A 22,483-nucleotide genomic window follows, 5' to 3' on the forward strand; every position below is an offset into this window, starting at 1 on the left:
TTAAAAAAGCGCAAATGAAAGGCCCGGGGAATCAATTCCTTTTCCCGGGCTTCTTCTTGTTTATCCTTGATTTGTTTTTGGCAGACCCATTCTTTGATCTGCTGTATCTGGAAAGTCGAGATTGATTTGCCTTCGTACTCCTGCCGGATCTATGGGGACGCTTCTTGTCCAAGGGAGCGATATTAGGAGAAGGCTCTGGAACAGCCGGATGAGGATCATGAGCGGATGGGGCGGTGCTTCCTTCAAGTACATGATGTGAATGTCGTGAGTGATCTGCGTCCAATATTGCGGAGAGATGTTCTGTCTGCACCCATTGATCGCCATAGCGGAGATTTCGGAATGAAGCTCTCTGTTCTTTAATGTACAGCGGCTCTTCCAATTCGCAGGATCCCCACATTTCAAGATCGGGTGATGATACAGGTTCCTTGATAACAAGGAAATGATACATAATTTGATAGGCCACATTTAATTGGCTCTGCCGAAGGAGCACGAGCTCCAGATCATCATACGCTCCGTATTCAGGGAAATAAAAAAACTCCATTCGGATCAGTCTTAAATCGATTGGAGCCGCTCCCGGGATCGGTTCAGCGAGGGACCATGTGGATGGCCAGGAGAAGAAATGCTCCTCATCACCAATCAGCTTGTGATTATCCTGTGTCCAGTAGCGGGGGGAATGCTCGTTGAATTGCTGTTTATACAGCGGGTTCACCATATTGGCAGTTACGTGGGCATAAGGAGCCACGATACATACAATGGCTTTATGCTTACATACCCGGTAAATCTCACGCAAGACGTTATTCAGATCATGTACATACTGAAGGCTGTGTGAAGCAATAAGAAATTCAGCACTGTTGTCATTAAACGGAAGAGGATCATTTATATTATGGACCAGATCCACCCCATCATAAGGAATCAAGTCAATACCGATGCATCCGGGAAATTTCTGCCGTCCACAGCCTAGATCGATTCTCAAGAAAATCCCCTCTTTTCTAACAGGCCTGCCGCAGGTTGCAGGTCTTTACTTATATCTTTGCTCTTCTTTAGTTGTATTCCGGGCACCGCGATCTCGTATAAGCATTCATCCCCTATGAGTAAAACTTGTGTCCTCCAATAGCCAATATCCTTTGCCTGCCCGAAAAAGTCTGATATTTAAATACGATTTATGATAAAGGACCTATTTATGGAATTACTTGTATAAAATATAATTCTACTCACAATATAAAGCGCTTACAATAATGGGTATCCCAGGCAGATCGTTTTCTTAAATTAAAGGAGGCTATGTCATGTTAACCAAAAAACGCAGCTGGCGAACGGCCGGGCTCGCTATGCTCAGTGCAGCCATGATTGGTGGGTGCTTTGGTGTATCGCCAGATGACGCCAGAGCAGCAAATCCTAGACAAATGGAGTACCTGGATCGAGGCGTCGTTGCTGTAAAAACAGGCACAGGTGTATTCGTCAGCTGGCGGCTTCTCGGAACCGAAGGCTCTAACGTTGGATTCAATGTGTATCGGGATGGGACGAAGGTGAATTCCTCCCCAATAACAAACAGTACGAATCTGCAGGATAATGCGGGATCAACAAGCTCGAAATATACGGTAAGAGCCGTCGTGAATGGTACGGAGCAGGCGGCTTCTCCGGCAGCAAGCGTGTGGGGAACAAACTATTTGAATGTGCCTCTGGTGAAGCCTGCTGGGGGGACAACCCCTGACGGTGTAGCTTATACGTATAGTGCCAATGACGCGAGCGCGGGCGATCTGGATGGAGACGGCAAATATGAGCTGATTGTAAAATGGGACCCGTCGAACGCCAAAGACAATTCGCAGAGCGGCTATACGGGTGAAGTATTTATTGATGCGTACAAGCTTGATGGAACAAGACTCTGGCGGATCAGTCTCGGCAAAAATATTCGGGCAGGCGCGCATTATACTCAGTTTATGGTCTACGATCTGGATGGCGACGGCAAGGCCGAAGTTGCAATGAAAACGGCTGACGGTACCAAAGACGCTGCAGGCACGGTCATCGGTGATGGAAGCAAGGATTATCGGAACAGCAGCGGCTATATATTATCGGGGCCGGAGTATCTGACCGTATTTAACGGCCAGACGGGCCGAGTGCTCACTACAGTGAATTACGAGCCGCCGCGCGGCACCGTAAGCAATTGGGGAGATAATTATGGCAATCGGGTTGATCGCTTCCTTGCAGGCATTGCCTATCTTGATGGAGAAAGACCGAGTCTGGTCATGGCGAGAGGATACTACACCCGGTCTGTTCTAGTAGCCTATGATTATAGAAATGGTCAGCTCACCAAGCGGTGGACCTTTGATTCCAATTCGTCCGGGAATTCGGGTTATGCCGGTCAAGGGAATCATAATTTAAGTGTTGGCGACGTGGATAACGATGGAAGAGATGAAATTATATATGGCGCAATGGCGGTTGATGATAATGGTCAGGGCTTGTATACGACAGGACTTGGCCACGGCGATGCGATGCACCTGAGCGATCTGGATCCGGATCGGGCTGGACTTGAGGTATTCCAGGTTCATGAGGTTCCTTCAAATGCGGGCATCGAATTCAGAGATGCCGATTCCGGGGCCTTAATCTGGGGAGTACCAACGACCAAGGACATAGGCAGAGGAATGGCCTCAGACATTGATCCTCGTTACAAAGGAGCGGAGGTTTGGGCCAACGGAGTACTGTATACAGCGAAGGGGCAGGTTATTGTTAACAAGGTACCGTCTACGAATTTTGGAATCTGGTGGGACGGAGATCTGAGCAGGGAGCTGCTGGATAATAACCGAATTGATAAATGGAATTATGAAACATCCACAACAACGAATCTGCTGACTGCTACAGGAGCAGCAAGCAATAATGGAACGAAGGCGACTCCAAACCTTCAAGCTGATCTGCTGGGAGACTGGCGCGAGGAAGCGGTGTGGCGAACGGACGACAGTACAGCCCTTCGGATCTATACAACGACCGCAGTTACAGAACAGCGGATCTACACCTTGATGCACGACCCGATCTACCGTCTTGGCATCGCATGGCAAAATGTGGCCTACAATCAGCCGCCGCATACCGGCTTCTACTTGGGAACGGGGATGAGCACGCCGCCTGCACCGAATATTCGACTGGTCGGAGGACCTTAACGAAGAACTGAATAATCAGGTATCGAAGGACCGCATTTTTAGTGCGGTTCTTTTTTTGTTGACCCAATAGATTAGAGAGGATTGAAACGAGATTTGGAAAAAAGAGAGCACGTATCTTTTCCTATCTATAATTGTTAAAAAATGTTTGACAGCGCTGGTCTGCGTTATTAAAATGTAACATAACATACTAAACAGGTAGGAATAAACGATATATTATCAGCCTACCGCAGGGCAGCGGATGAGCAGCGGCAGCATAGAACAGCAGACACGGATGATAACCGGTTTGACCCTTCTATTGCGGGCCATGTTCCTCCGTTTTTACTATTCAATAGATGGGCGGCTTCTATAAAAGAAAGGATGTTTACTATGAAAAAGGGTGTTCGTAACCGTCTAAAAATAGGTGTTGGGGTATTGCTCGCTGCTTCTCTTGCGATGTCACTTACAGCTTGCGGAAGCGGTAATGAGGGCAATGGTTCTCTGAAGCTGCTGAATGTGTCCTATGATCCTACTCGTGAGCTGTATGAACAATACAATGCGGCGTTTGCTGCCTATTGGGAGAAAGAGAAGGGGCAGAAGGTCACAATTAATGAGTCACACGGAGGTTCAGGGAAACAAAGCCGTTCGGTAATCGACGGATTGAAAGCCGATGTGGTTACTCTCGCTCTTGGCTATGATATTGATGCTATTGAAGAAGCTGGACTTATTGATGCAGGCTGGCAGGATGAATATGAGCTTAATAGTTCACCTTACACATCAACCATTGTGTTTCTCGTAAGAAAAGGAAATCCGAAGGATATTCAGGATTGGGATGATCTCATTAAAGAAGGGGTAGAGGTCATAACTCCGAATCCTCAGACGTCAGGAGGAGCACGCTGGAATTATCTGGCCGCATGGGGTTATGCCCTGAAGCAGAACAACAATGATGAAGCGAAGGCCAAGGAGTTTATTACAGAGCTGTTTAAGCATACGCCTGTACTTGATACAGGAGCCCGAGGTTCAACAACGACCTTCGTGGAACGGGGAATAGGCGATGTCCTGCTTGCATGGGAGAATGAGGCCTTGCTGTCGATTAAGGAACAAGGTGCAGATAAATTCGATATTGTCTACCCATCGATCAGTATTTTGGCTGAACCTCCTGTAGCCGTAGTAGACAAGAATGTAGATGCCAATGGAACACGGGAAGCGGCGGAGGCTTATCTTGAATACTTGTACAGTGAAGAAGGACAGAAGATTGCCGCCGAGAACTTTTACCGTCCGACGCTTCCTGCTGTTGCTGAACAATATAAAGAGAATTTCCCAGAGCTTGAGCTGTTCACACTGAACGATGTATTCGGTACATGGAAAGAAACACAAGAGAAGCATTTCAGCGAGAAGGGAATATTCTCTCAAATCTATGTGCCAAGCAATTAGGTAATGAAGCAATTGAAGCAATGAACTTACATTACTATTCATATGAACACGACATTGCAGCCATACAAGACTAGAGATGCCGACCGGAGACGACTGGAGGCATGAAGGGATGAGTAAGCATGAGCAGGGCAGGAACGGCCCGGATCAGAGTACTTCCGGGTTTTGGAATAAATATGGGGTTTACGGTGCTGTATTTAAGTTTGGTTGTCTTAATTCCACTTGCAGCACTGCTGTTTAATTCAACAGGGCTCACTTGGGCCAAGTTTGCAGAGATGGCTACGGATCCGCGAATTCTCGCTTCCTTCCGAGTCAGCTTTACCACTGCAGGCTTCGCTGCATTCGCCAATTTGTTTCTGGGGCTGCTGCTAGCCTGGGTGCTGGTTCGATACGAGTTCCCCGGCAAGAAAATATTTGATGCTATCATTGATCTGCCCTTTGCACTTCCAACGGCAGTTGCGGGTGTGGCACTTACGGCACTCTATGCACCGAACGGGTGGATTGGTTCCATTGTTGAACCGCTGGGAATTCAGATTGCATTCTCTCAGCTTGGGATTACGCTTGCCCTGATGTTCATCGGTATTCCATTTGTGGTACGTACAGTCCAGCCAGTACTGGCTGAACTGGAGAAGGATGTAGAAGAAGCGGCGGCTACTCTGGGAGCTGGACGCTGGCTTACTTTTCGGAAGGTCGTTCTGCCAGAGCTTATTCCTCCTTTGCTGACCGGATTTGCTCTTGCATTCGCGAGAGGAATCGGTGAATACGGCTCGGTTGTGTTCATTTCAGGCAACATGCCGATGAAGACGGAGATTGCTCCGCTCCTCATCATGACCCAGCTTGAGCGGTTTGATTATGCAGGGGCAACAGCGGTTGCGCTGCTGCTGCTTATCGTCTCCTTCGTTCTGTTGTTTCTTATTAATACATTACAGCGCTGGAGCCGGAAGACATCCCGCAAATAGGAGGAATAGATTATGGCAGGAACCGTACCTGTAGGAGCAACTACACGGACGAATAAGAGCCAGTCCCGGGCGACGACTGAAGCGCCTTGGGTGAAGTGGGCGCTCATCGGAGCAGCCATACTCGTTATGGGCTGGCTGCTGATTTTGCCGCTGGTTATTGTTATTGCTGAAGCGCTGAAACAGGGGGTTGGGGTGTTCTTTGCTGCACTCTCGGATCCGGATGCGCTGTCTGCGCTTAGACTTACACTGCTGGTCGCTGTGATTACTGTGCCGCTGAATACGGTGTTCGGGATTGCGGCCGCTTGGGTTATTACGAAATTCCAATTTCGCGGGAAGGGTCTGCTCATTACCTTGATCGATCTGCCCTTCTCCATCTCACCTGTTGTGGCCGGCTTGATGCTTGTTCTTGTCTTTGGATCTCACGGGTGGCTGGGACCTTTATTAGAATCATGGAATGTGAGCATCATTTTTGCTGTTCCGGGTATTGTGCTTGCGACTTTGTTCATCACGTTCCCATTTGTAGCACGCGAGTTGATCCCGCTGATGGAGGATCAGGGAACACAGGAGGAAGAAGCCGCTGTGATGCTGGGAGCCAAGGGCTGGAGAGTGTTCTTCCAGGTGACGCTTCCTAATATTAAATGGGGGCTGCTGTACGGTGTCATCTTGTGTAATGCCAGAGCGATGGGGGAATTCGGAGCGGTGTCTGTCGTATCGGGTCACATTCGCGGACTGACGAATACGCTGCCGCTCCACGTGGAAATTCTGTATAACGAGTATCAGTTCGCCGCTTCATTTGCGGTTGCATCCCTGCTGCTCGTGCTTGCCCTTATTACACTTATACTCAAGAGCTGGTTTACAAGGAAGGGTACGCATTAGAGCTTTCTGAAGTCAGGGTGTGTTCCTGCAGATTCGAGCTATAGGTTTGAATAAGTAAGCAGGGTACGCTAATAGGCCCGATTTAATAGGAGGCGTTAATAATGACTAAACCGCTAAAAGTCGATGAAGTGTGGATGGATCGTATCGCCAGTTTGTTGAATGAAATGGAATTTGGCTCCTTGTCCATCATTGTCCATGAAGGACAGATTGTGCAGATGGAGCGGACCGAGCGCAAACGTTATGAGAACACATCTTCCAATACCTCTAAATCGGGCAAACCTCGCAGTGCAGCTGCAGGATCAGCTGACTCCGTAGCGAGTGGTCCGCGTGCACTGCGCAAATCTGGGTCTTCATAAACATTATTCTTGTATGTTGAAATGAAAATAAGCAGCTCCCCTGGATTCTACAGAAGCCAGGGGAGCTGCTTATTTAGGTTGTGCTAACGATAGAGCTGTGAATCTTGCTTGTCCATGGCTGCGAATTGCCCGGCATAAGGCCGTTCTTTGCGGGAAGGCGGTTTGCTCCATTTGAATCCGAGCAGGAACAGAATCAGCTGTCCTCCCAGAACATAAGGAGCAGCAGCAAGCCCGATCAGATGAAATAGTGCCGCCAGAATAATGGCTAAGGACAGCAGATTGGTTATTAATCCGGCGGCCGTACGCGGCCTCATCAAGATGAGGATATAAACGTATGCGATTGATATCATGCCGGATACAAGTCTTGCGCTCAGCAACACCCATTCCCATGCCGAGCTTCCCTCGGTAATATCTCTTGCTCCTGTCATGAACTGGTACAACAGAACAGCGATACCTACCGCTGCAAGGGGGGCGAACAGAGGCTGGATAATCTGCCATAGTGCTTGCCCCCATCTTGGGGAGTGCACGGAAGAGAACAATCGGTCTCGTTCGGCAGCCAGCCGGGTCATTTCCCGCTCTAGCGAACGTGAGAGTAATTGGAGCCCTGCTTCGTCTCCTTCTGCAAGGCAGGCCTGAATCTGCTCTCTCAGATGCGGCGTGAGGCAGGGTGCGGATTTGCTCTCCTGAAGTGCAAGGATAAGTGCTCCGTGCAGAGGCTCCCCGGGAAGACCGTCATTCTTCAGCCCCAGGGTCAAATGTCCTGCAAGCTTGGAGTAGGTGTAGAGCGTGTCCTGAAGATCATCCATTCGTCGGTACTTGCCCTGTCGCAAGCTGGATGCATGATATATGTAGAGCCACAGCAGCAGCACGATTATGAAGGCGGCAATAGCAATCACCTGTGCGGACAGCGAGATGCCGTCAATTTGTACAATAGAGCTCAGGCTTCTCCCTCCTTTACACGAATAGCGGCGATACCTTCTCTCACTATTGCACACGAACCAGGGGTTTTCAAGTCGAAAAGGGAACGTGGGAAAAATTAAACATGAGAAGCATGCAGAAAAGGAACGTGTGTTTTCTTTATTGCTATAAATATCGTAAACTAGCTTCGTGGATTAGATCGAGTTATGGAGCAGCCTGAAATAATTAATTCGTAATATGGTAAGTCTAGAGAGGCAGTATATTGGAATCAAATTTATCGTTTTAATAAGGTATGAAATGGAGTTACTTTTACTAAAAAAATCATATGGGGTGGACTATAGACATGGAAGTTACATACCAGATTCCTTCGCCACAAGACTATTTGGATCTTCGAAAAGCTGCGGGCCTGTCTGTGATGAGTCTTGAGGGTGCTCAGAAAGGACTGCCGAATACGCTGTTCGCGGTCAGTTTAATGGAAGAAGGCAAGCTTATCGGCATGGGCAGGGTTGTCGGCGACGGTGGATTACAGTTTTTCGTGACAGATATTGCCGTTCATCCCGATTACCAGGGCAAAGGATATGGGAAGACCATTATGGGAGAGATTCGAAAATACCTGGATGAGCATGTCCCTGAGAAGGGCCTCGTGTCACTTCTGGCCGATATCCCGGCTGATCGGTTATATGAGCAGTATGGATTTACACATTCCGCACCGGAATCTGCAGGCATGCATTGGAAACAAAAATAGAGAATAATGTAAATAAGAGGGAATAAGACTTTTGGCCGCATTGACAAACAACTTTCACTATGAAAAGATGATAGATATACATTTTAGATGCGAATGATTGTAAACGGCCCCTTATATTCTGAGATGTTTCAGAAGCAATAGGAGGCCATTTTTTTAGCTCATTGCTCATCATTACAGAGTAGTAAATAGGCTGCATCAAGATATTACTGTGTCCTCACTCTGTAATAGAAAGTGAAGACTTATTTACATTCATAGCACTAATCTTTTTCACGTCACTTAGGTCGTTATAAAAGTGAGGAGATGTATGTTCATATGGGACAATACAGCTATTTGAGTCATTTGGAATGTCCAAAGTGCGGACTGATATATCATACAACCGGCGTTCAACAACTGTGCACTTGCGGATCTCCGTTAAACGCCAGATACGATCTGGATAGTCTTAAGAAGGTATGGAACCCTGAATCTTTACTAGGCAGGGAGATGAACCTGTGGAGATACCATGAGCTGCTTCCTGTAAGGGAACCGGAGCATGTGATTACATTGGGTGAGGGGATGACACCGCTGCTTCGTATGCCGAGTCTCGGGATGGATATGGCGATTCCTCAGCTGTATATGAAGGATGAAGGCTTGACTCCGAGCGGGTCATTCAAGTCACGTGGTGCTGCCGTTGGTATATCCAAAGCCAAAGAGCTTGGCGTATCCAAATTTGCAATGCCGACGAATGGGAATGCGGGCGCAGCCTGGTCCTTATATGCAGCTCGTGCCGGAATTCAGGCAACCATTGTAATGCCTGTTGACGCGCCGCTGATTACGCGTAATGAATGTATTGCCGCAGGTGCGGATTTGTACCTCGTGAACGGACTAATCAGTGATGCAGGCAAGATTGTTGCAGATAAGGTCCGATCAGAGGGGATCTACGATGCATCCACGCTTAAGGAGCCTTATCGGATTGAGGGCAAGAAGACGATGGGACTGGAGATTGCAGAACAGCTGGGCTGGCAGATGCCGGACGTTATTCTGTATCCGACAGGCGGCGGTGTCGGCTTGATCGGAATCTTTAAGGGTCTGCTAGAACTTCAAGAATTGGGCTTTATAACCGGTCGTCTGCCGAAGCTGGTAGCTGTACAGGCTGCTGGCTGTGCTCCAATTGTGAAAGCTTGGGAGCAGAATGCGTCTGAATCGGAATTCTGGTCCGACTCGGAGACGATTGCCTTTGGTATTAATGTACCCAAAGCGATTGGAGATTTTCTTGTACTGGATGCCATATATGAGACGGATGGAGCTGCCATCGCTGTAACGGAAGAGGAAATTCTGTCTGAACAGCGTTTGTCAGCCCGGTTGGAAGGATCGTTCATTTGTCCGGAAGGTGCTGCTGCTTTTGCTGCCGCACGTATACTTCGGGCTAACGGATGGATTCAGGACAACGAGAAGGTGATTGTCCTCAATACGGGTACGGGCATTAAGTATCCGGAAACGATATCCGGCGATGTTCCGCTGCTGAACCCGGGAGATACGATTCCTAAGGCGCTGACATAATAGAACATATACAAATTATTAGTAGGAAGCCATCTCGCTCCAGTTGGGCAAGATGGCTTTTCTTGTGAATATCGAATAGTGTTTGGTGAAAAGGGATCGTTTCTAATATTGCTTGGCGTATCTTTTGTGGATGAGAGAAGCATAACTAAGCCATGGAGCAGGAGATGTAAACAATTGACGTTTTAATAGAGAGCGTACCTGATTAATATAAAGTAAGCTTACACTAGCATAGAACAGAAATGAGGACTGAATAATATGAACATAGCTTTATTTGGAGCAACGGGAACGATTGGACAAGCGATCTTGGATGAAGCGTTGGGAAGAAAAATGACGGTAACTGCGATTGTGCGTAATCGGTTTAAGTTTAACGAGAAGCGTGAGGGACTCACCATCATCGAGGGCGACATTCTTAAGCCTGAATCAGTTGCTGAAGCCGTGAAGGGACATGATGTGGTTATTAGCGCATACGGTCCTGAGTTCGGTAAGGAAGAGGAATTGGTCGAGGCCGCACGCTCCCTTGTCGAGGGCATTCGAAACAGTGGAGCCCAGCGTCTCCTTGTCGTTGGCGGAGCAGGCAGTCTGCTGACCGATAGCGGAGTGCCGCTGATGGAGACTCCGGAATTTCCCGAAGAGGTTAGACCGCTGGCGCTCGCACATCGGGATGCATTTCATATTTACGAGGAGTCCGATCTGGACTGGACTTATTTGAGTCCGGCAGCAACGATTGAACCTGGCCGCCGTACAGGCAATTTCCGAATTGGCACAGATCGTCTTATTCTGGATGAAGCAGGGCAGAGCCGAATATCTGTCGAAGATTATGCAGCGGCTATGGTGGATGAAGCGGATGATCCGTATTTCAGCGGGTCCCGATTTACCGTGGCCTATTAGAAGAAAGTTCATCTTAGCGAGCGAGGTATAGATCCCTCGCTCTTTTTGATAGGAGGGGCTGGACAAAGATGTATGTTGTAACCGCGAAGCAGATGCGTGAGCTTGATCACATCGTAATCGAGAAGATCGGCGTTCCTTCGGCAAGCCTGATGGAGAATGCAGGCAAGGCACTCGCCGAAGAAGTGGTGAAGCTGTGCCGTGAAGCGCAGAATGGGCGGATAGATCGGAGAACACCGGGGGACCCATTGCAGGAAGATGAGGATAACCATCGCAGAGCATTTGAAGAGTGGCGTGGTGTGAGAGGTACGATTCGTACTGAAGAGACATTACACATCAATGACCGAAGCCAGGAACATTGGTATATACTCACTGGAAAAGGAAATAACGGCGGCGATGGGCTCGTGTGCGCGCGGCACTTGCAAGAGGCAGGTATGAAAGTAACGATTGTTTATGCTGTTTCAGCTTCAACGCTGGAGCAGGATGCTGCACTTCAAAGGGATGCGGCTGCGGCATACAGCATTCCGGCAGTCGTATATAGCGAGAAGGAGCCGCTGTCATTTCATGGCGTTACCGGTATTGTAGATGCGCTGCTGGGTACTGGAAGCAACGGTGCGCCGCGCAAGGCTTATGCAGCCTTGATCCGTGAGGCTAATGAGAGCGGACTCCCTATTGTCTCAGCTGATATTCCAAGCGGTTTAAATGCAGATACGGGAGAGCTCTATGAGCCTCATATCCGGGCAGAGATAACAGTGTGCTTCGGGTTGTTGAAACGCGGACTGACTCAGTATCCCGGTGCAGAGGCAGCAGGCCGCATCGTTGTAAGATCCATTGGGATTCCTTCTAAGCTCGCAGCGGATCAGGGCGGAACTGTACAAGTCCTTACAGAAGAGGTGCTGGAAGGGTCGCTTGGAATGAATCTGGCGCTCCGAAGATCAGGAGAAGGGCATAAGGGAACCTATGGACATGTGCTGCTTACTGCCGGGACACTTGCCATGAGCGGGGCCGGGCTTCTTAGTGCGCGTGCTTCGCTCCGGTCAGGCTGCGGTCTTGCCACTTGGGCGCTGCCTTACGAGCTGATGCTGCATGTCATCGGCAAGGTGCCTGAGCTGATGCTCGCCGATGCGGTGAGAGGAAATGACGGGCTGTGGACGGAGGAGTCAGCCGAGCGAGTTATACAGCTTGCGGAGGGCAAGGATGTGCTGGCCATTGGGCCGGGGCTTGGGCGCTTTGAGGGAGATACAAGGTGGCTTCGCCGCATTGTTGAAGCATGTGATGTACCTATTGTACTTGATGCCGATGCACTCAATATGGCTGCAGCAGGAGGGGAGGATTTCTTCCTAGGGATGTCCCGGACTGCACCGCTCATTCTGACGCCGCATCCAGGGGAGATGGCTCGATTGATGGGGATATCTACGAAGGACGTCCAGCGAGATCGGATTACCCATGCGGAAGCATATGCAGAGCGTACAGGCGTTATCCTTGTGCTCAAGGGCTCGCGCACGGTCGTTGCTGCTCCTTCAGGCAGCACCTATATTAACCTGACCGGACATCCCGGCATGGGAACCGGAGGGGCGGGGGACGTGCTGACCGGCATCATAGCGGGTCTATTGGCCCAAGGTTGGAGCGCTGAGCAGGCAGCAGCATATGGTGTATATCTGCACGGACTCTCCGGAGAACGTGCTGCTTACAAGCGGCATCATCCGGGAGGCATTACCGCCGGCGACATTATTGACGCATTGTAATACAGCGTTATTGGCAAGGATCCGCCGGTAAGGCGCCTGCAGATAGATCTACAAGTCAAATTTAAGGACACGCAGAAGCGTGTCCTTTTTACGTTCTGAATTGAAGTGTATCTAACCGCCGCGGGTTTTATCATCATGGGAATCTAGAAGGAATAATACGTCAGCCCATACTCCATCAAAAAAGAACGAACGAGCAGTCTGGAGCTTATGATAGAATGCAGATCTTCGTCCGCTTCCTGCATCATTTGCAGATCTGCGAGTGCTTCCTCGGCTATTCGGGTCCGTTCCATTCCCCATTCCTGCTCATGATCTGCAACACAGAGCTTGGCCTGCCCCACGGTCAGCTCCTTCAGTACGGCAAACACAGAGATCCATGGGATCAGATCCCCCGGAGCACTCTCCTGTGGCAGCTCAAATTCGGCAAAACCGTGTGCCGTCCCGCAGGTTATTTTAAATAATCCGCAGTAATGATGTTTCTCCTCTGTCAAATAAGGAAGCCGGCGTGAATCATAGCGTATGATTTCCATCGAGCTGATCGCATCCGTCTGGTAAGCAGGTACTGAATTATTCCCCATATAGGCGAGTGCCACGAGCATTCATCCTCCATTAATCATCCTCATTATTATGTTGATCATCATATAGCAGATGCCACCGAGGAGTAAAATGACTCTTGTTCTAAAAAAACCGGATTTTCATCAAATCGGACGAAATGGATGAAAGTAAGCGGTTAATTAAAGGCTAATCTCGATCGATCAGAGCTTTATCTATCGTTGTCAGCGTCTTACGCAAAAAGAAAGGAAATTGGAGTTAGAGAGAGTAACGAAGAGAATAATCAAGATAACAATCCCCTATGCGAAGTCAATGAGTTGAAATTCGTCTTATATGAGTACCGGACTTTCTTTACAGCACATCCGGTGAGGATTATGATTCATGGCATAAAAGCTTTGCGTCATTCAATTTCAAACCGCTTAATCCTTAAAAGGAGCGGGGGAACCAGTGAGGCCTGCCATAAGGGCTTCTAGGGGTGAATCCTAAAGAGCATAGAATTTGTGCTTCGTATAGGTAGGGCGACTCTCACGCCCGAATCCGACAGCTAACCTCGTCAGCGTATCTAGAGAGACTTTCTTATATCCGAGCTCTTAAGTGGCAGCGGCTTGTTCCCGCCTGCCTGCGAATAAGAAGCTGCGCGAGAGAGATTTCTCTAGCTCAGCTTCTTTTTTTATGGCCGGATGGAAGGGAGAAAACAGGAGGGAATGAACAGATGTCCGTTGAAGACGACGACGTCATCATCGTATCGGCCGGGAGCAAGCCGGGCAGATCCTTTATAAAGACCCTGCTCATAAAGGGTTTGCCGTTTGCCATCTTGGTCAGCTCTGAACATGAGCGTAAAGAAATGCAAAGGCTCTATGCGGAGCCGGTCATCCAAGTGGATTTCTCTGAACAAGCACCTGAGCCGCCTGATTTCCATGTAGGTAATGTATTTCTGTTCGAGGAGAGTCTGCCGGTGTGCTGTAAGTATATCCAAGTTTGCCGGTCATGGACTTGTAAGCCAATTTATGTCATTACAGAGCGAAGCAAACCGCGGCTCATCTACAGAGGGCTTGGTGCGACACATGTCATCTACAGCCGCGGCAGCGACTGCTCTTTCTTACTCTAAACCGGAATCGGGAGGTGCTAAGCAAATGCTGGATTTTATCATGATTGTATTGATCAGCTTGTTGACGCTTATTTCAATCGGAGTTATCAAAGGCTCAGACAAAATCACTTCGGAAGGGAGCGAACAAAAATGATGTGGGTGCTGCTCGCTATTGCAGCTGCTGTATTCATTTATTTGGTCTACGCACTGCTTAACCCAGAGAAATTTTGAAACCGAATTAAGAAATTAATTCGACTAACAATGAGTTAATGATAACTACCAGGAGGCTGATAAGTCGATATGTTAACCGTTATTTCCGTCTGTGTGACCCTAGCGGTCGTGCTCCTGCTGGCTCGTCCTGCAGGTCTATATATTGCAAGTGCATTTCGTTATGAACCAACCCGGATCGATCCGTGGTTCAGATGGATAGAGAGACCCCTCTATGCTGTCAGCGGCATCAAGGAGACGAATCAAACCTGGAAGCAGTACGCAGCTTCCTTTGTTATCAGTAATACGGTCATGATCGTACTCGTCTATCTGATCTTTCGGATACAGGCTCATCTGCCGCTGAACCCGAGCGGTGTTGCGGGTATGGAGCCTACGCTTGCTTTTAATACGGCGATCAGCTTCATGACCAATACGAATCTGCAGCATTACAGCGGAGAATCCGGTCTCAGCTATTTATCACAGATGATCGCCATTGTGTTCATGATGTTCACTGCACCGGCTTCGGCTTTTGCGGTCGCGATCGCATTTATTAGAGGACTTACGGGTAAGCCGCTCGGTAACTTCTTCGTGGATGTCGTTCGAAGTATAACAAGGGTATTGCTTCCGGTTGCTTTTGTATCAGCTATTCTGTTCGTTGCGGCGGGCGTTCCACAGACGTTAAAAGCAACAGCAGCAGTAACGACGCTGGAGGGTGCAGTCCAGGAAATTGTGAGAGGTCCGGTAGGCTCTTTCCTGTCCATTAAACAGGTGGGGAATAACGGCGGTGGATTTTTCGGAGTAAACTCGGCTCATCCGTTTGAAAATCCTAATGGATTTACGAACCTGCTGCAGATGGTGCTGATGCTTCTGTTCCCGGTGTCCCTGCCCTTCGCTTATGGCAAAATGGTGGGGAACAAGAAGCAGGGACGTGTCCTGTTCGTCTCCAGCAATTATGTTTCTCGTGCTGATGGGGGTATCACTCGGTGCTGAAGCGAACGGTAATCCTGCGATTGAGGCTGTGGGGGTTCAGCAGGAAGGCGGCAGCATGGAGGGGAAAGAATCCCGCTTCGGTGTGGCCTTGTCTTCTCTCTATTCGGTCGTAACGACCGCCTCCGAGACAGGAGCAGTCAACACGATGCATGATACACTGACACCGCTTGGCGGACTGGTCACTTTGGCTAATATGATGCTGAACACGGTGTTCGGCGGTATGGGAGCCGGCTTCCTGAACGTGCTCATGTACGCACTCATTGCTGTCTTTTTATCCGGTCTTATGGTGGGACGCACCCCTGAATTTCTCGGCAAGAAGCTGGAGGGCAAAGAGATCAAGCTGATTGCGATCAGCCTGCTGATTCAGCCGCTGCTCATTCTGGCTCCTACAGCGCTGGCGCTGTTCACCAATGCGGACACGATATCGAATCCCGGATACCATGGTCTGTCACAGGTGCTGTATGAGTACACTTCATCAGCCGCCAATAATGGCTCCGGATTTGAAGGCTTGGGAGATGCTACACCGTTCTGGAACATTTCTACCGGAATTGTCATGTACTTGGGCAGATATCTCTCCATTGTGCTCCTGCTGGCGGTTGCAGGATCACTGGCTGTCAAGAAGAGCATCCCGGTGACCTCAGGTACATTTAGAACGGACACCTATTTGTTTGCCGCGGTCTTTGTTGGTACGGTACTGATTGTAGGGGCACTTACTTATCTCCCAGCGATGGTGCTTGGGCCGATTGCAGAGCATTTGACGCTGAGCAGATAGTGCAGGAATGATTTTCTTATAAAAGTTAAAGCTCTTATTTGAATGGAGGAACGTTCGTCAATGGGACAAAAGAAATCAATGCTGAACAAGAAGCTCGTGCAGAGAGCGATGCTTGAAGCTGTCTATAAATTGAATCCGAAGGTGATGCTGCAAAATCCGATCATGTTCGTCGTCGAAGTGGGTATGGTGATCTCGTTACTGTTGACCCTGTTTCCGGATCTGCTCGGTACAGAAGGCTCACGGGGATTTAATCTAACCGTCACGGTGATCCTGCTGATCACGGTCTGGTTCGCTAATTTTGCCGAGGCGCTTGCTGAAGGGCGGGGGAAAGCACAGGCCGACAGCCTGAAGCAGACTAAGCAGGACATTAAGGCAAACAAGGTGGCTGGCGATCATATCAAGGTGGTATCCTCTTCAGAGCTCCGTAAAGGCGATGTCGTGTTTGTGAGAGAAGGCGAGCTGATACCGGGTGATGGCGAAGTGATTGAAGGGCTGGCTTCCGTCGATGAATCAGCAATTACGGGAGAATCGGCACCCGTCATTAAGGAGGCTGGCGGGGATTTCAGCTCGGTGACGGGCGGAACAAGAGTTGTCAGTGACCAGATTAAGGTCCGGATTACGAGTGATCCGGGAGAGTCGTTCCTTGACCGGATGATCTCCCTGGTGGAAGGTGCCAAGCGACAGAAGACACCGAATGAGATTGCGCTAAACACCGTGCTGATGAGTCTTACGATTATCTTCCTGCTCGTTGTTGTTACACTTCCGATTTATGCGGATTATCTGGGAATCCAGCTGGAAATTCCAATCCTTATCGCTCTGCTGGTCTGTCTGATTCCGACAACCATCGGCGGTCTGCTGTCTGCTATCGGGATTGCAGGCATGGATCGGGTTACTCAGTTTAATGTGCTGGCGATGTCTGGTAAGGCCGTGGAAGCTTCAGGGGATGTGAGCACCATTATATTGGATAAGACGGGTACGATCACTTATGGTAACCGAATGGCAAGTGAGTTTGTACCGGTTGGAGATGAGACGCAGCAATCCCTTGTGTACTGGTCGGCCGTCAGCTCAGTGAAAGATGAGACACCGGAAGGGCGATCGGTGCTGGAGCTCATGAAGAAGATGTCGATCACGATGGATGAACATGCGGCTAAAGGGGAGTTTGTACCTTTTAGAGCCGAGACAAGAATGAGCGGGCTGGATCTTCCTGATGGAAGACGGGTACGAAAGGGCGCAGTAGATTCCATTAAAAAATGGGTGAAGGAGCAAGGGGGAAGCATCCCGTCTAACCTGGATACGAAAAGTGATGCCATTGCAACGGCCGGAGGGACCCCGCTCGCAGTTGCAGTCGACAGTAAAATTTACGGACTGATCTATCTGAAGGATACGGTCAAGCCAGGGATGAAAGAGCGCTTTGATCAGATGCGTGAGATGGGGATCAAGACCATCATGTGTACAGGTGACAATCCGCTGACCGCAGCAACCATCGCCAGAGAGGCCGGAGTGGATGATTACATTGCGGAAAGTACCCCAGAGGATAAGATCGCTGTGATTCGACGAGAGCAGGCGGAAGGCAAGCTCGTAGCGATGACGGGAGACGGGACGAATGACGCACCGGCATTGGCCCAAGCGGATGTAGGGATTGCGATGAACAGTGGTACGGTTGCTGCCAAGGAGGCGGCCAATATGGTCGATCTTGATTCTGATCCCTCCAAGATTATTGAGGTGGTCGCGATCGGGAAGCAGCTGCTGATGACACGCGGAGCGCTGACGACGTTCAGTATCGCCAATGATATCGCCAAGTATTTTGCCATTATTCCGGCGATGTTCATGCTGGCTATTCCTCAGCTTGAAGCACTTAACATCATGAAGCTGGGCTCACCATCATCTGCCATCCTGTCTGCGCTTATCTTTAATGCGATTATTATTCCGCTGCTGATTCCGCTGGCGATGAGGGGGATTCGGTATAAACCAATGAGCACGGCAGGCCTGCTTCGCCAGAATTTGCTGATCTATGGTGTCGGCGGTGTCATTGCTCCGTTTATCGGTATCAAAATAATTGACTTGATTGTACACATTTGGGTATAGGAGGAAGATACAGATATGCAAGTATGGATGATATCACTGAGAGTGAGCCTTGCGCTGATGCTGCTGCTTGGACTGGGCTACAATCTGCTGGTCACCGGCATCGCACAATCCACCATGCCGCATCAGGCGAATGGCAGTCTGATCTACAATGAGCAGGAAGAGCCGATCGGTTCAGAGCTGATTGGGCAGCAGTTTACAGAGCCGGGGTATTTTCATGGAAGAGTATCCAGCATCGAGTATAATGCAGCAGGCTCGGGCTCGGCCAACTATGCTCCTTCAAATCCCGATTTGATTGCTCGTATGGAAGCCTCCCTACAAGAGTGGCAGAAGGAGAACCCCGAAGTGCCCATAAGCCAGCTGCCCGCAGATCTTATCACGAATTCAGGCTCGGGGCTTGATCCGCATATTAGTCCTGAGGCGGCAAGAGTACAAATTCCACGAATCCAGGCTGAAACCGGCATCTCTGAGGAAGAGCTTATGCAAATGGTCGACCAGCATACCAAGGACAGACAATTCGGCTTCCTGGGAGAGCCTGTCGTGAGTGTCCTAGAGCTTAATCTTGAGCTTCAATCGAAGCTTTCTATTCAGTAAAGGCTGCAGGAGGCGAGCTGAATCGATACCTATCGCAGAAAAACACCGGAAGAAATATTGGCAGCTATTCAGAAGCAGGGCCGAGGCAGGCTGCATATCCTGATTGGTGCGGCCAGTGGTACAGGCAAGACGTACCATATGCTGCTGGAGGGACGTTCGTTAAGTGAGCAGGGAGTCCATGTTGTGATCGGGTCCATGACGGCTTCCGATCGGGTTGAGACATCCCAGCTCATGAACGGGCTGGACCGGGTTCCTGGCATTATCTGGAGCCGAGGCGGGACAGAGACAGAGGATCTGGACGTGGAAGCCATCCTCTGCTGTCGTCCAGAATGGGTCTTGGTCGATGAGCTTGCCCACCGTAATCGTCCAGATGCAGCTGCAAGAACACGGCTTGAGGAAGTAGAGCGGCTCCTTGAGCATGGGATCAGTGTGGTCACGACCGTGAATGTCTATGAACTGGAAGGGGTTCAGCATACAGCCAGTCAGCTGACAGGAATCAAAGCGGCGGAGGTTCTGCCTGGTCATGTGCTGGAGATGGCGGATGAAGTAAGACTGGTAGATGTGACGCCAGAGAAGCTGCTCAGCAGGGTGGAGCAGCACAAACTCCGGGTTGATCAGCACTCCTCCGTCGTGAAGGAGGGGAATCTCTCGGTCCTGCGTGAGCTTGCCCTGCGGCTGGTGGCAGAAGGCGTTGGCGAATCCTTGATCAAGCTGCGAGAAGAACAGGGATATACAGGGCCTTCCCGCACGGGAGAACGGATCCTTGTATCGGTCCAGTATCACTTTAACGGCTCCATCTATATCCGTAGAGGACAGCAAATTGCAAGAAGGCTGAATGGGGATCTGCGAATTGTTACGTTTGTAGACCCTGACCGGAAACGGACCAAAGAGGAGGAGGCATTTCGCAAAGCGATGATTCAGCTTGCTGATAAAGTTGGGGCCAAATTCGAAGAGCTGCCGCTTCGCTCAAGACGAATGCTGCCGGATCAGCTTGTTGACTACGCCTTAAGAAATGGAGTGACACGCATCGTCATGGGTCATTCTAAGCAGAGCTTCCTTCAGGAGCTGCGGCAGGGGTCCGTTGTTAAGGAGGTGCTTCGCAAGATCCGTCATGTGGATTTGTTTCTGGTCGCGGACCGGGCTGATCATGATGGGGAGCGGATTCTGCCTACGAAATCCTTGAATACTGCCGGGAGCTCCTCCCTGGTAGAGATAAAGGAACGGCATGATAACAGCATCAGAGGACACTTCAAAGTGTACATTGGGGCTGCTCCGGGCGTAGGCAAGACGTACACCATGCTGCGGGAAGGTAATGAGCTTCGGCACAGCGGTCTCGATGTCCGGATTGGTCTGCTTGAAACACATGGACGCCAGGAGACAGAGGCACAGACAGGTCAGCTTCCGTTCATCGAACGGAAGAGAATTGCTTATCGGGGGACCGAGCTGACGGAGATGGATACAGAAGCGATACTACGGGAAGCACCGGATGTGGTACTTGTGGATGAGCTTGCTCATACCAATGTCCCGGGCAGCCGGTTGAGAAAGAGGTATGAGGATGTCCTTGAAATTCTTGAGGCTGGCATTTCTGTCATCTCAACCATGAATGTTCAGCATCTAGAGAGTTTGAATGATACGGTAGAGCATATCACTGGGGTTAAAGTAAGAGAGACAGTGCCGGATTCCATCCTACACCTCGCCGACGAGGTACAGATTGTCGATGTCGCGCCAAGGGCACTGAGAAAGCGGATGCGTGAGGGTAAGATTTATGCTCTGGAAAAGGTCGATCAGGCTTTGCAGCATTTTTTCAAAGAGGCCAATCTGATTGCGCTGAGAGAGCTTGCACTTCGAGAGCTGGCAGATGATGTGGATGAACGACTGGAAGCCTGGGAGCGAAACCATTCACTCCGCGGTCCATGGCGCAGGGAAGAGGTAATTCATGTCTGTGTAGATGCACACGAAGAGGCAGCTCGTCTCATCAGGCGAGGGTTTCGAATTGCGCACAGGCTCAAAGCGGTCTGGTACGTGAATCATGTACAAGTTACGGATCGGGATACCTCCTTGCATAAGGAGTATGAGCATAGGCTGGAACAGTTGAAATTGATGACAGAGCGGCTTGGAGGAGTCTTCCGTATCGTTCAGGCAGATGATCAAAGTGAGGTGCCGGAGCTGCTGATTCAATTGGCAAACCAGGATAAGGCCACACAGATCATTGCAGGCCAGTCCAGGCATCGCTATCGATTAATGGGATCAAGCAGGAGAAGAGGCGTTGCCCATCATCTGGTACGTAATGCACGGCATATTGATCTACTGATCGTGGCAAAGGACATGTAATACACAGAATACAGCTTGTTCCCCAGGTTGACAGCGGAAAGGGGAATCATGTTACAATATACCAAGAAAATAAGTAGGAATTAACAATAGATACGAAATTCAAATATTTATCAGAGGTGAATAACGTGGCCAAAATCGCTGTCATTAACGGAAGCCCTTCCCTGACTTCCCGGATCAATGCTGTTATCGAGTTTGCAGAAAATAGTCTTAGAGAAGCAGGCTTTGAAGTCGAACGCATTAACGTTGCTGAGCTCCCGCCAGGAGACCTGATTCATACGAAATTTGAGAGTGAGCCGATCGTGAAGGCGAACGGTATTGTTGCTGAAGCAGATGCCGTGATTATTGCGAGCCCGGTATACAAGGCTTCATATACAGGCGTACTCAAGACATTCCTGGATCTGATTCCGGAACGGGGTCTTGCCGGCAAGACCATCCTTCCGCTCTTTATTGGAGGGAGCCTGGCGCATCTGCTGACGATGGATTATGCACTGAAGCCTGTACTTTCCGTGCTCGGTGCTCGTCATATTTTGGCTGGTGTTTATACGGTGGATGCACAGGTTGCACGTAATGATCAAGGGGGCCTGGATATTGCTCCAGACCTGGTAGAGCGTCTGCAAGCCGGAATCCAGGAATTTACCGAGGAAATTCAGCTTCGAGAGACCCAGAAGAGTCTGAAATAAGCATATGAATAGAGAAGTCCAGTTGATGAACGTCGTCAGCTGGACTTTTTTATAAGTGAATTCTGTGAGCGAGAGGGTCAAGAAATAAGACATGGTTAAATATGGTATTATAGGAGTGTATCCTATTTAACGGAGGTGAGCCATAGCTTGAATATCCAAGGTATTAATCATCTTTGTTTTTCAGTTTCCAATCTGAGTCATTCTATCCGGTTCTATGAAACCGTATTTGGGGCCAAAATTCTGCTTGAAGGACGTACGCTTGCCTACTTTGACCTGAACGGAATATGGATTGCATTGAACCAGGAGAATGTCCCGCGCAATTACACGATACCGACCTATACACATATCGCATTTACCGTAGATGAACAGGATTTGAATGAGCTGCGGCAACGGCTCGCAGAGGTGAATGCCAAGATATTGCCAGGCAGAGAGCGGGATGCAAGAGATCAACAGTCCATATATTTTCTCGACCCGGATGGGCATATGTTTGAGTTCCATACTGGGACATTGCAGGACCGAATGAATTACTATAGGGAAGATAAGCCGCATATCAAGTTTTTTTGAAGCAGGACTTCGCGTGGAAAGAGACTTCTGAATGATCAGGAGCCTCTTTTTTTC

The 22,483-nt window shown here is 49.5% G+C and carries 19 protein-coding genes, 1 pseudogene and 1 riboswitch; of the genes and pseudogenes, 17 read left to right on the top strand and 3 right to left on the bottom strand.

The features are described 5' to 3' along the window. Positions 1-31: 31 nt before the first annotated feature. On the bottom strand, positions 32-973 hold the full coding sequence (locus ACFSVM_RS15140) for a class I SAM-dependent methyltransferase (protein ID WP_379263150.1): 942 nt from the start codon (positions 971-973) through the stop codon (positions 32-34). A 367-nt stretch (positions 974-1,340) separates the two neighbouring features. Between ACFSVM_RS15140 and ACFSVM_RS15145 the strand changes: the two genes are divergently transcribed. From ACFSVM_RS15145 to ACFSVM_RS15165, 5 genes are all read left to right on the top strand, one after another. Continuing rightward, a complete protein-coding gene (locus ACFSVM_RS15145; RefSeq protein WP_379263419.1) occupies positions 1,341-3,146 on the top strand; it encodes a rhamnogalacturonan lyase in 1,806 nt (601 codons plus the stop codon). A 366-nt stretch (positions 3,147-3,512) separates the two neighbouring features. Then, the gene (locus tag ACFSVM_RS15150) at positions 3,513-4,556 is read left to right on the top strand and encodes a sulfate ABC transporter substrate-binding protein (RefSeq protein WP_379263152.1); all 1,044 of its coding nucleotides are present in this window, start codon (positions 3,513-3,515) and stop codon (positions 4,554-4,556) included. Between the two features lie 119 nt (positions 4,557-4,675). Then, positions 4,676-5,512, top strand: coding sequence for a sulfate ABC transporter permease subunit CysT (cysT, locus tag ACFSVM_RS15155; RefSeq protein WP_090725762.1), 837 nt, complete (start codon positions 4,676-4,678; stop codon positions 5,510-5,512). A gap of 12 nt (positions 5,513-5,524) precedes the next feature. Continuing rightward, positions 5,525-6,388: a sulfate ABC transporter permease subunit CysW gene (cysW, locus tag ACFSVM_RS15160; RefSeq protein WP_379263154.1), complete on the top strand. Its 864-nt coding sequence runs from the start codon at positions 5,525-5,527 to the stop codon at positions 6,386-6,388. Between the two features lie 101 nt (positions 6,389-6,489). Next, the gene (locus ACFSVM_RS15165; RefSeq protein WP_090725759.1) at positions 6,490-6,744 is read left to right on the top strand and encodes a YezD family protein; all 255 of its coding nucleotides are present in this window, start codon (positions 6,490-6,492) and stop codon (positions 6,742-6,744) included. Between the two features lie 83 nt (positions 6,745-6,827). Here the strand turns inward: ACFSVM_RS15165 and ACFSVM_RS15170 are convergent, their stop codons facing one another. After that, entirely contained in the window at positions 6,828-7,739 is a 912-nt protein-coding gene (locus ACFSVM_RS15170; protein WP_143042129.1) for a hypothetical protein, read from the bottom strand. Positions 7,740-8,005: 266 nt separating this feature from the next. Between ACFSVM_RS15170 and ACFSVM_RS15175 the strand changes: the two genes are divergently transcribed. The 4 genes from ACFSVM_RS15175 to ACFSVM_RS15190 all read left to right on the top strand — a co-directional run bounded on the left by ACFSVM_RS15175 (position 8,006) and on the right by ACFSVM_RS15190 (position 12,573). After that, positions 8,006-8,407, top strand: coding sequence for a GNAT family N-acetyltransferase (locus tag ACFSVM_RS15175; protein WP_090725755.1), 402 nt, complete (start codon positions 8,006-8,008; stop codon positions 8,405-8,407). Positions 8,408-8,719: 312 nt separating this feature from the next. Next, complete coding sequence (locus tag ACFSVM_RS15180) at positions 8,720-9,943, top strand: threonine synthase (RefSeq protein WP_090725753.1); 1,224 nt, start codon at positions 8,720-8,722, stop codon at positions 9,941-9,943. Between the two features lie 255 nt (positions 9,944-10,198). Next, positions 10,199-10,831: an NAD(P)-dependent oxidoreductase gene (locus tag ACFSVM_RS15185; RefSeq protein WP_379263157.1), complete on the top strand. Its 633-nt coding sequence runs from the start codon at positions 10,199-10,201 to the stop codon at positions 10,829-10,831. A 68-nt stretch (positions 10,832-10,899) separates the two neighbouring features. Then, positions 10,900-12,573, top strand: coding sequence for an NAD(P)H-hydrate dehydratase (locus ACFSVM_RS15190; RefSeq protein ID WP_379263159.1), 1,674 nt, complete (start codon positions 10,900-10,902; stop codon positions 12,571-12,573). A 143-nt stretch (positions 12,574-12,716) separates the two neighbouring features. Here ACFSVM_RS15190 and ACFSVM_RS15195 read toward each other — a convergent pair whose 3' ends face one another. Beyond that, the gene (locus tag ACFSVM_RS15195) at positions 12,717-13,163 is read right to left on the bottom strand and encodes a hypothetical protein (RefSeq protein WP_379263161.1); all 447 of its coding nucleotides are present in this window, start codon (positions 13,161-13,163) and stop codon (positions 12,717-12,719) included. A 365-nt stretch (positions 13,164-13,528) separates the two neighbouring features. Further along, positions 13,529-13,697: riboswitch (cyclic di-AMP (ydaO/yuaA leader) on the top strand. A 137-nt stretch (positions 13,698-13,834) separates the two neighbouring features. Here ACFSVM_RS15195 and ACFSVM_RS15200 point away from each other — a divergent pair. The 8 genes and pseudogenes from ACFSVM_RS15200 to fosB all read left to right on the top strand — a co-directional run bounded on the left by ACFSVM_RS15200 (position 13,835) and on the right by fosB (position 22,429). Beyond that, a complete protein-coding gene (locus tag ACFSVM_RS15200) occupies positions 13,835-14,230 on the top strand; it encodes a hypothetical protein (protein ID WP_379263163.1) in 396 nt (131 codons plus the stop codon). A gap of 132 nt (positions 14,231-14,362) precedes the next feature. Further along, a complete protein-coding gene (gene kdpF, locus ACFSVM_RS15205) occupies positions 14,363-14,440 on the top strand; it encodes a K(+)-transporting ATPase subunit F (protein ID WP_370510332.1) in 78 nt (25 codons plus the stop codon). A gap of 69 nt (positions 14,441-14,509) precedes the next feature. Continuing rightward, a pseudogene (gene kdpA, locus ACFSVM_RS15210) lies at positions 14,510-16,178 on the top strand (potassium-transporting ATPase subunit KdpA). Between the two features lie 60 nt (positions 16,179-16,238). Then, positions 16,239-18,263: a potassium-transporting ATPase subunit KdpB gene (kdpB, locus tag ACFSVM_RS15215; RefSeq protein WP_379263165.1), complete on the top strand. Its 2,025-nt coding sequence runs from the start codon at positions 16,239-16,241 to the stop codon at positions 18,261-18,263. Positions 18,264-18,278: 15 nt separating this feature from the next. After that, complete coding sequence (kdpC, locus tag ACFSVM_RS15220) at positions 18,279-18,854, top strand: potassium-transporting ATPase subunit KdpC (RefSeq protein ID WP_379263167.1); 576 nt, start codon at positions 18,279-18,281, stop codon at positions 18,852-18,854. A 57-nt stretch (positions 18,855-18,911) separates the two neighbouring features. Further along, complete coding sequence (locus ACFSVM_RS15225) at positions 18,912-21,185, top strand: histidine kinase (protein ID WP_449290222.1); 2,274 nt, start codon at positions 18,912-18,914, stop codon at positions 21,183-21,185. 125 nt (positions 21,186-21,310) lie between these two features. Beyond that, complete coding sequence (gene ssuE / locus ACFSVM_RS15230) at positions 21,311-21,865, top strand: NADPH-dependent FMN reductase (protein WP_076314807.1); 555 nt, start codon at positions 21,311-21,313, stop codon at positions 21,863-21,865. A 147-nt stretch (positions 21,866-22,012) separates the two neighbouring features. Next, the gene (fosB, locus tag ACFSVM_RS15235) at positions 22,013-22,429 is read left to right on the top strand and encodes a metallothiol transferase FosB (RefSeq protein WP_076314806.1); all 417 of its coding nucleotides are present in this window, start codon (positions 22,013-22,015) and stop codon (positions 22,427-22,429) included. Positions 22,430-22,483 lie beyond the last annotated feature (54 nt).

The organism is Paenibacillus shunpengii, from assembly GCF_042684905.1.
Lineage (GTDB): Bacteria > Bacillota > Bacilli > Paenibacillales > Paenibacillaceae > Paenibacillus > Paenibacillus shunpengii.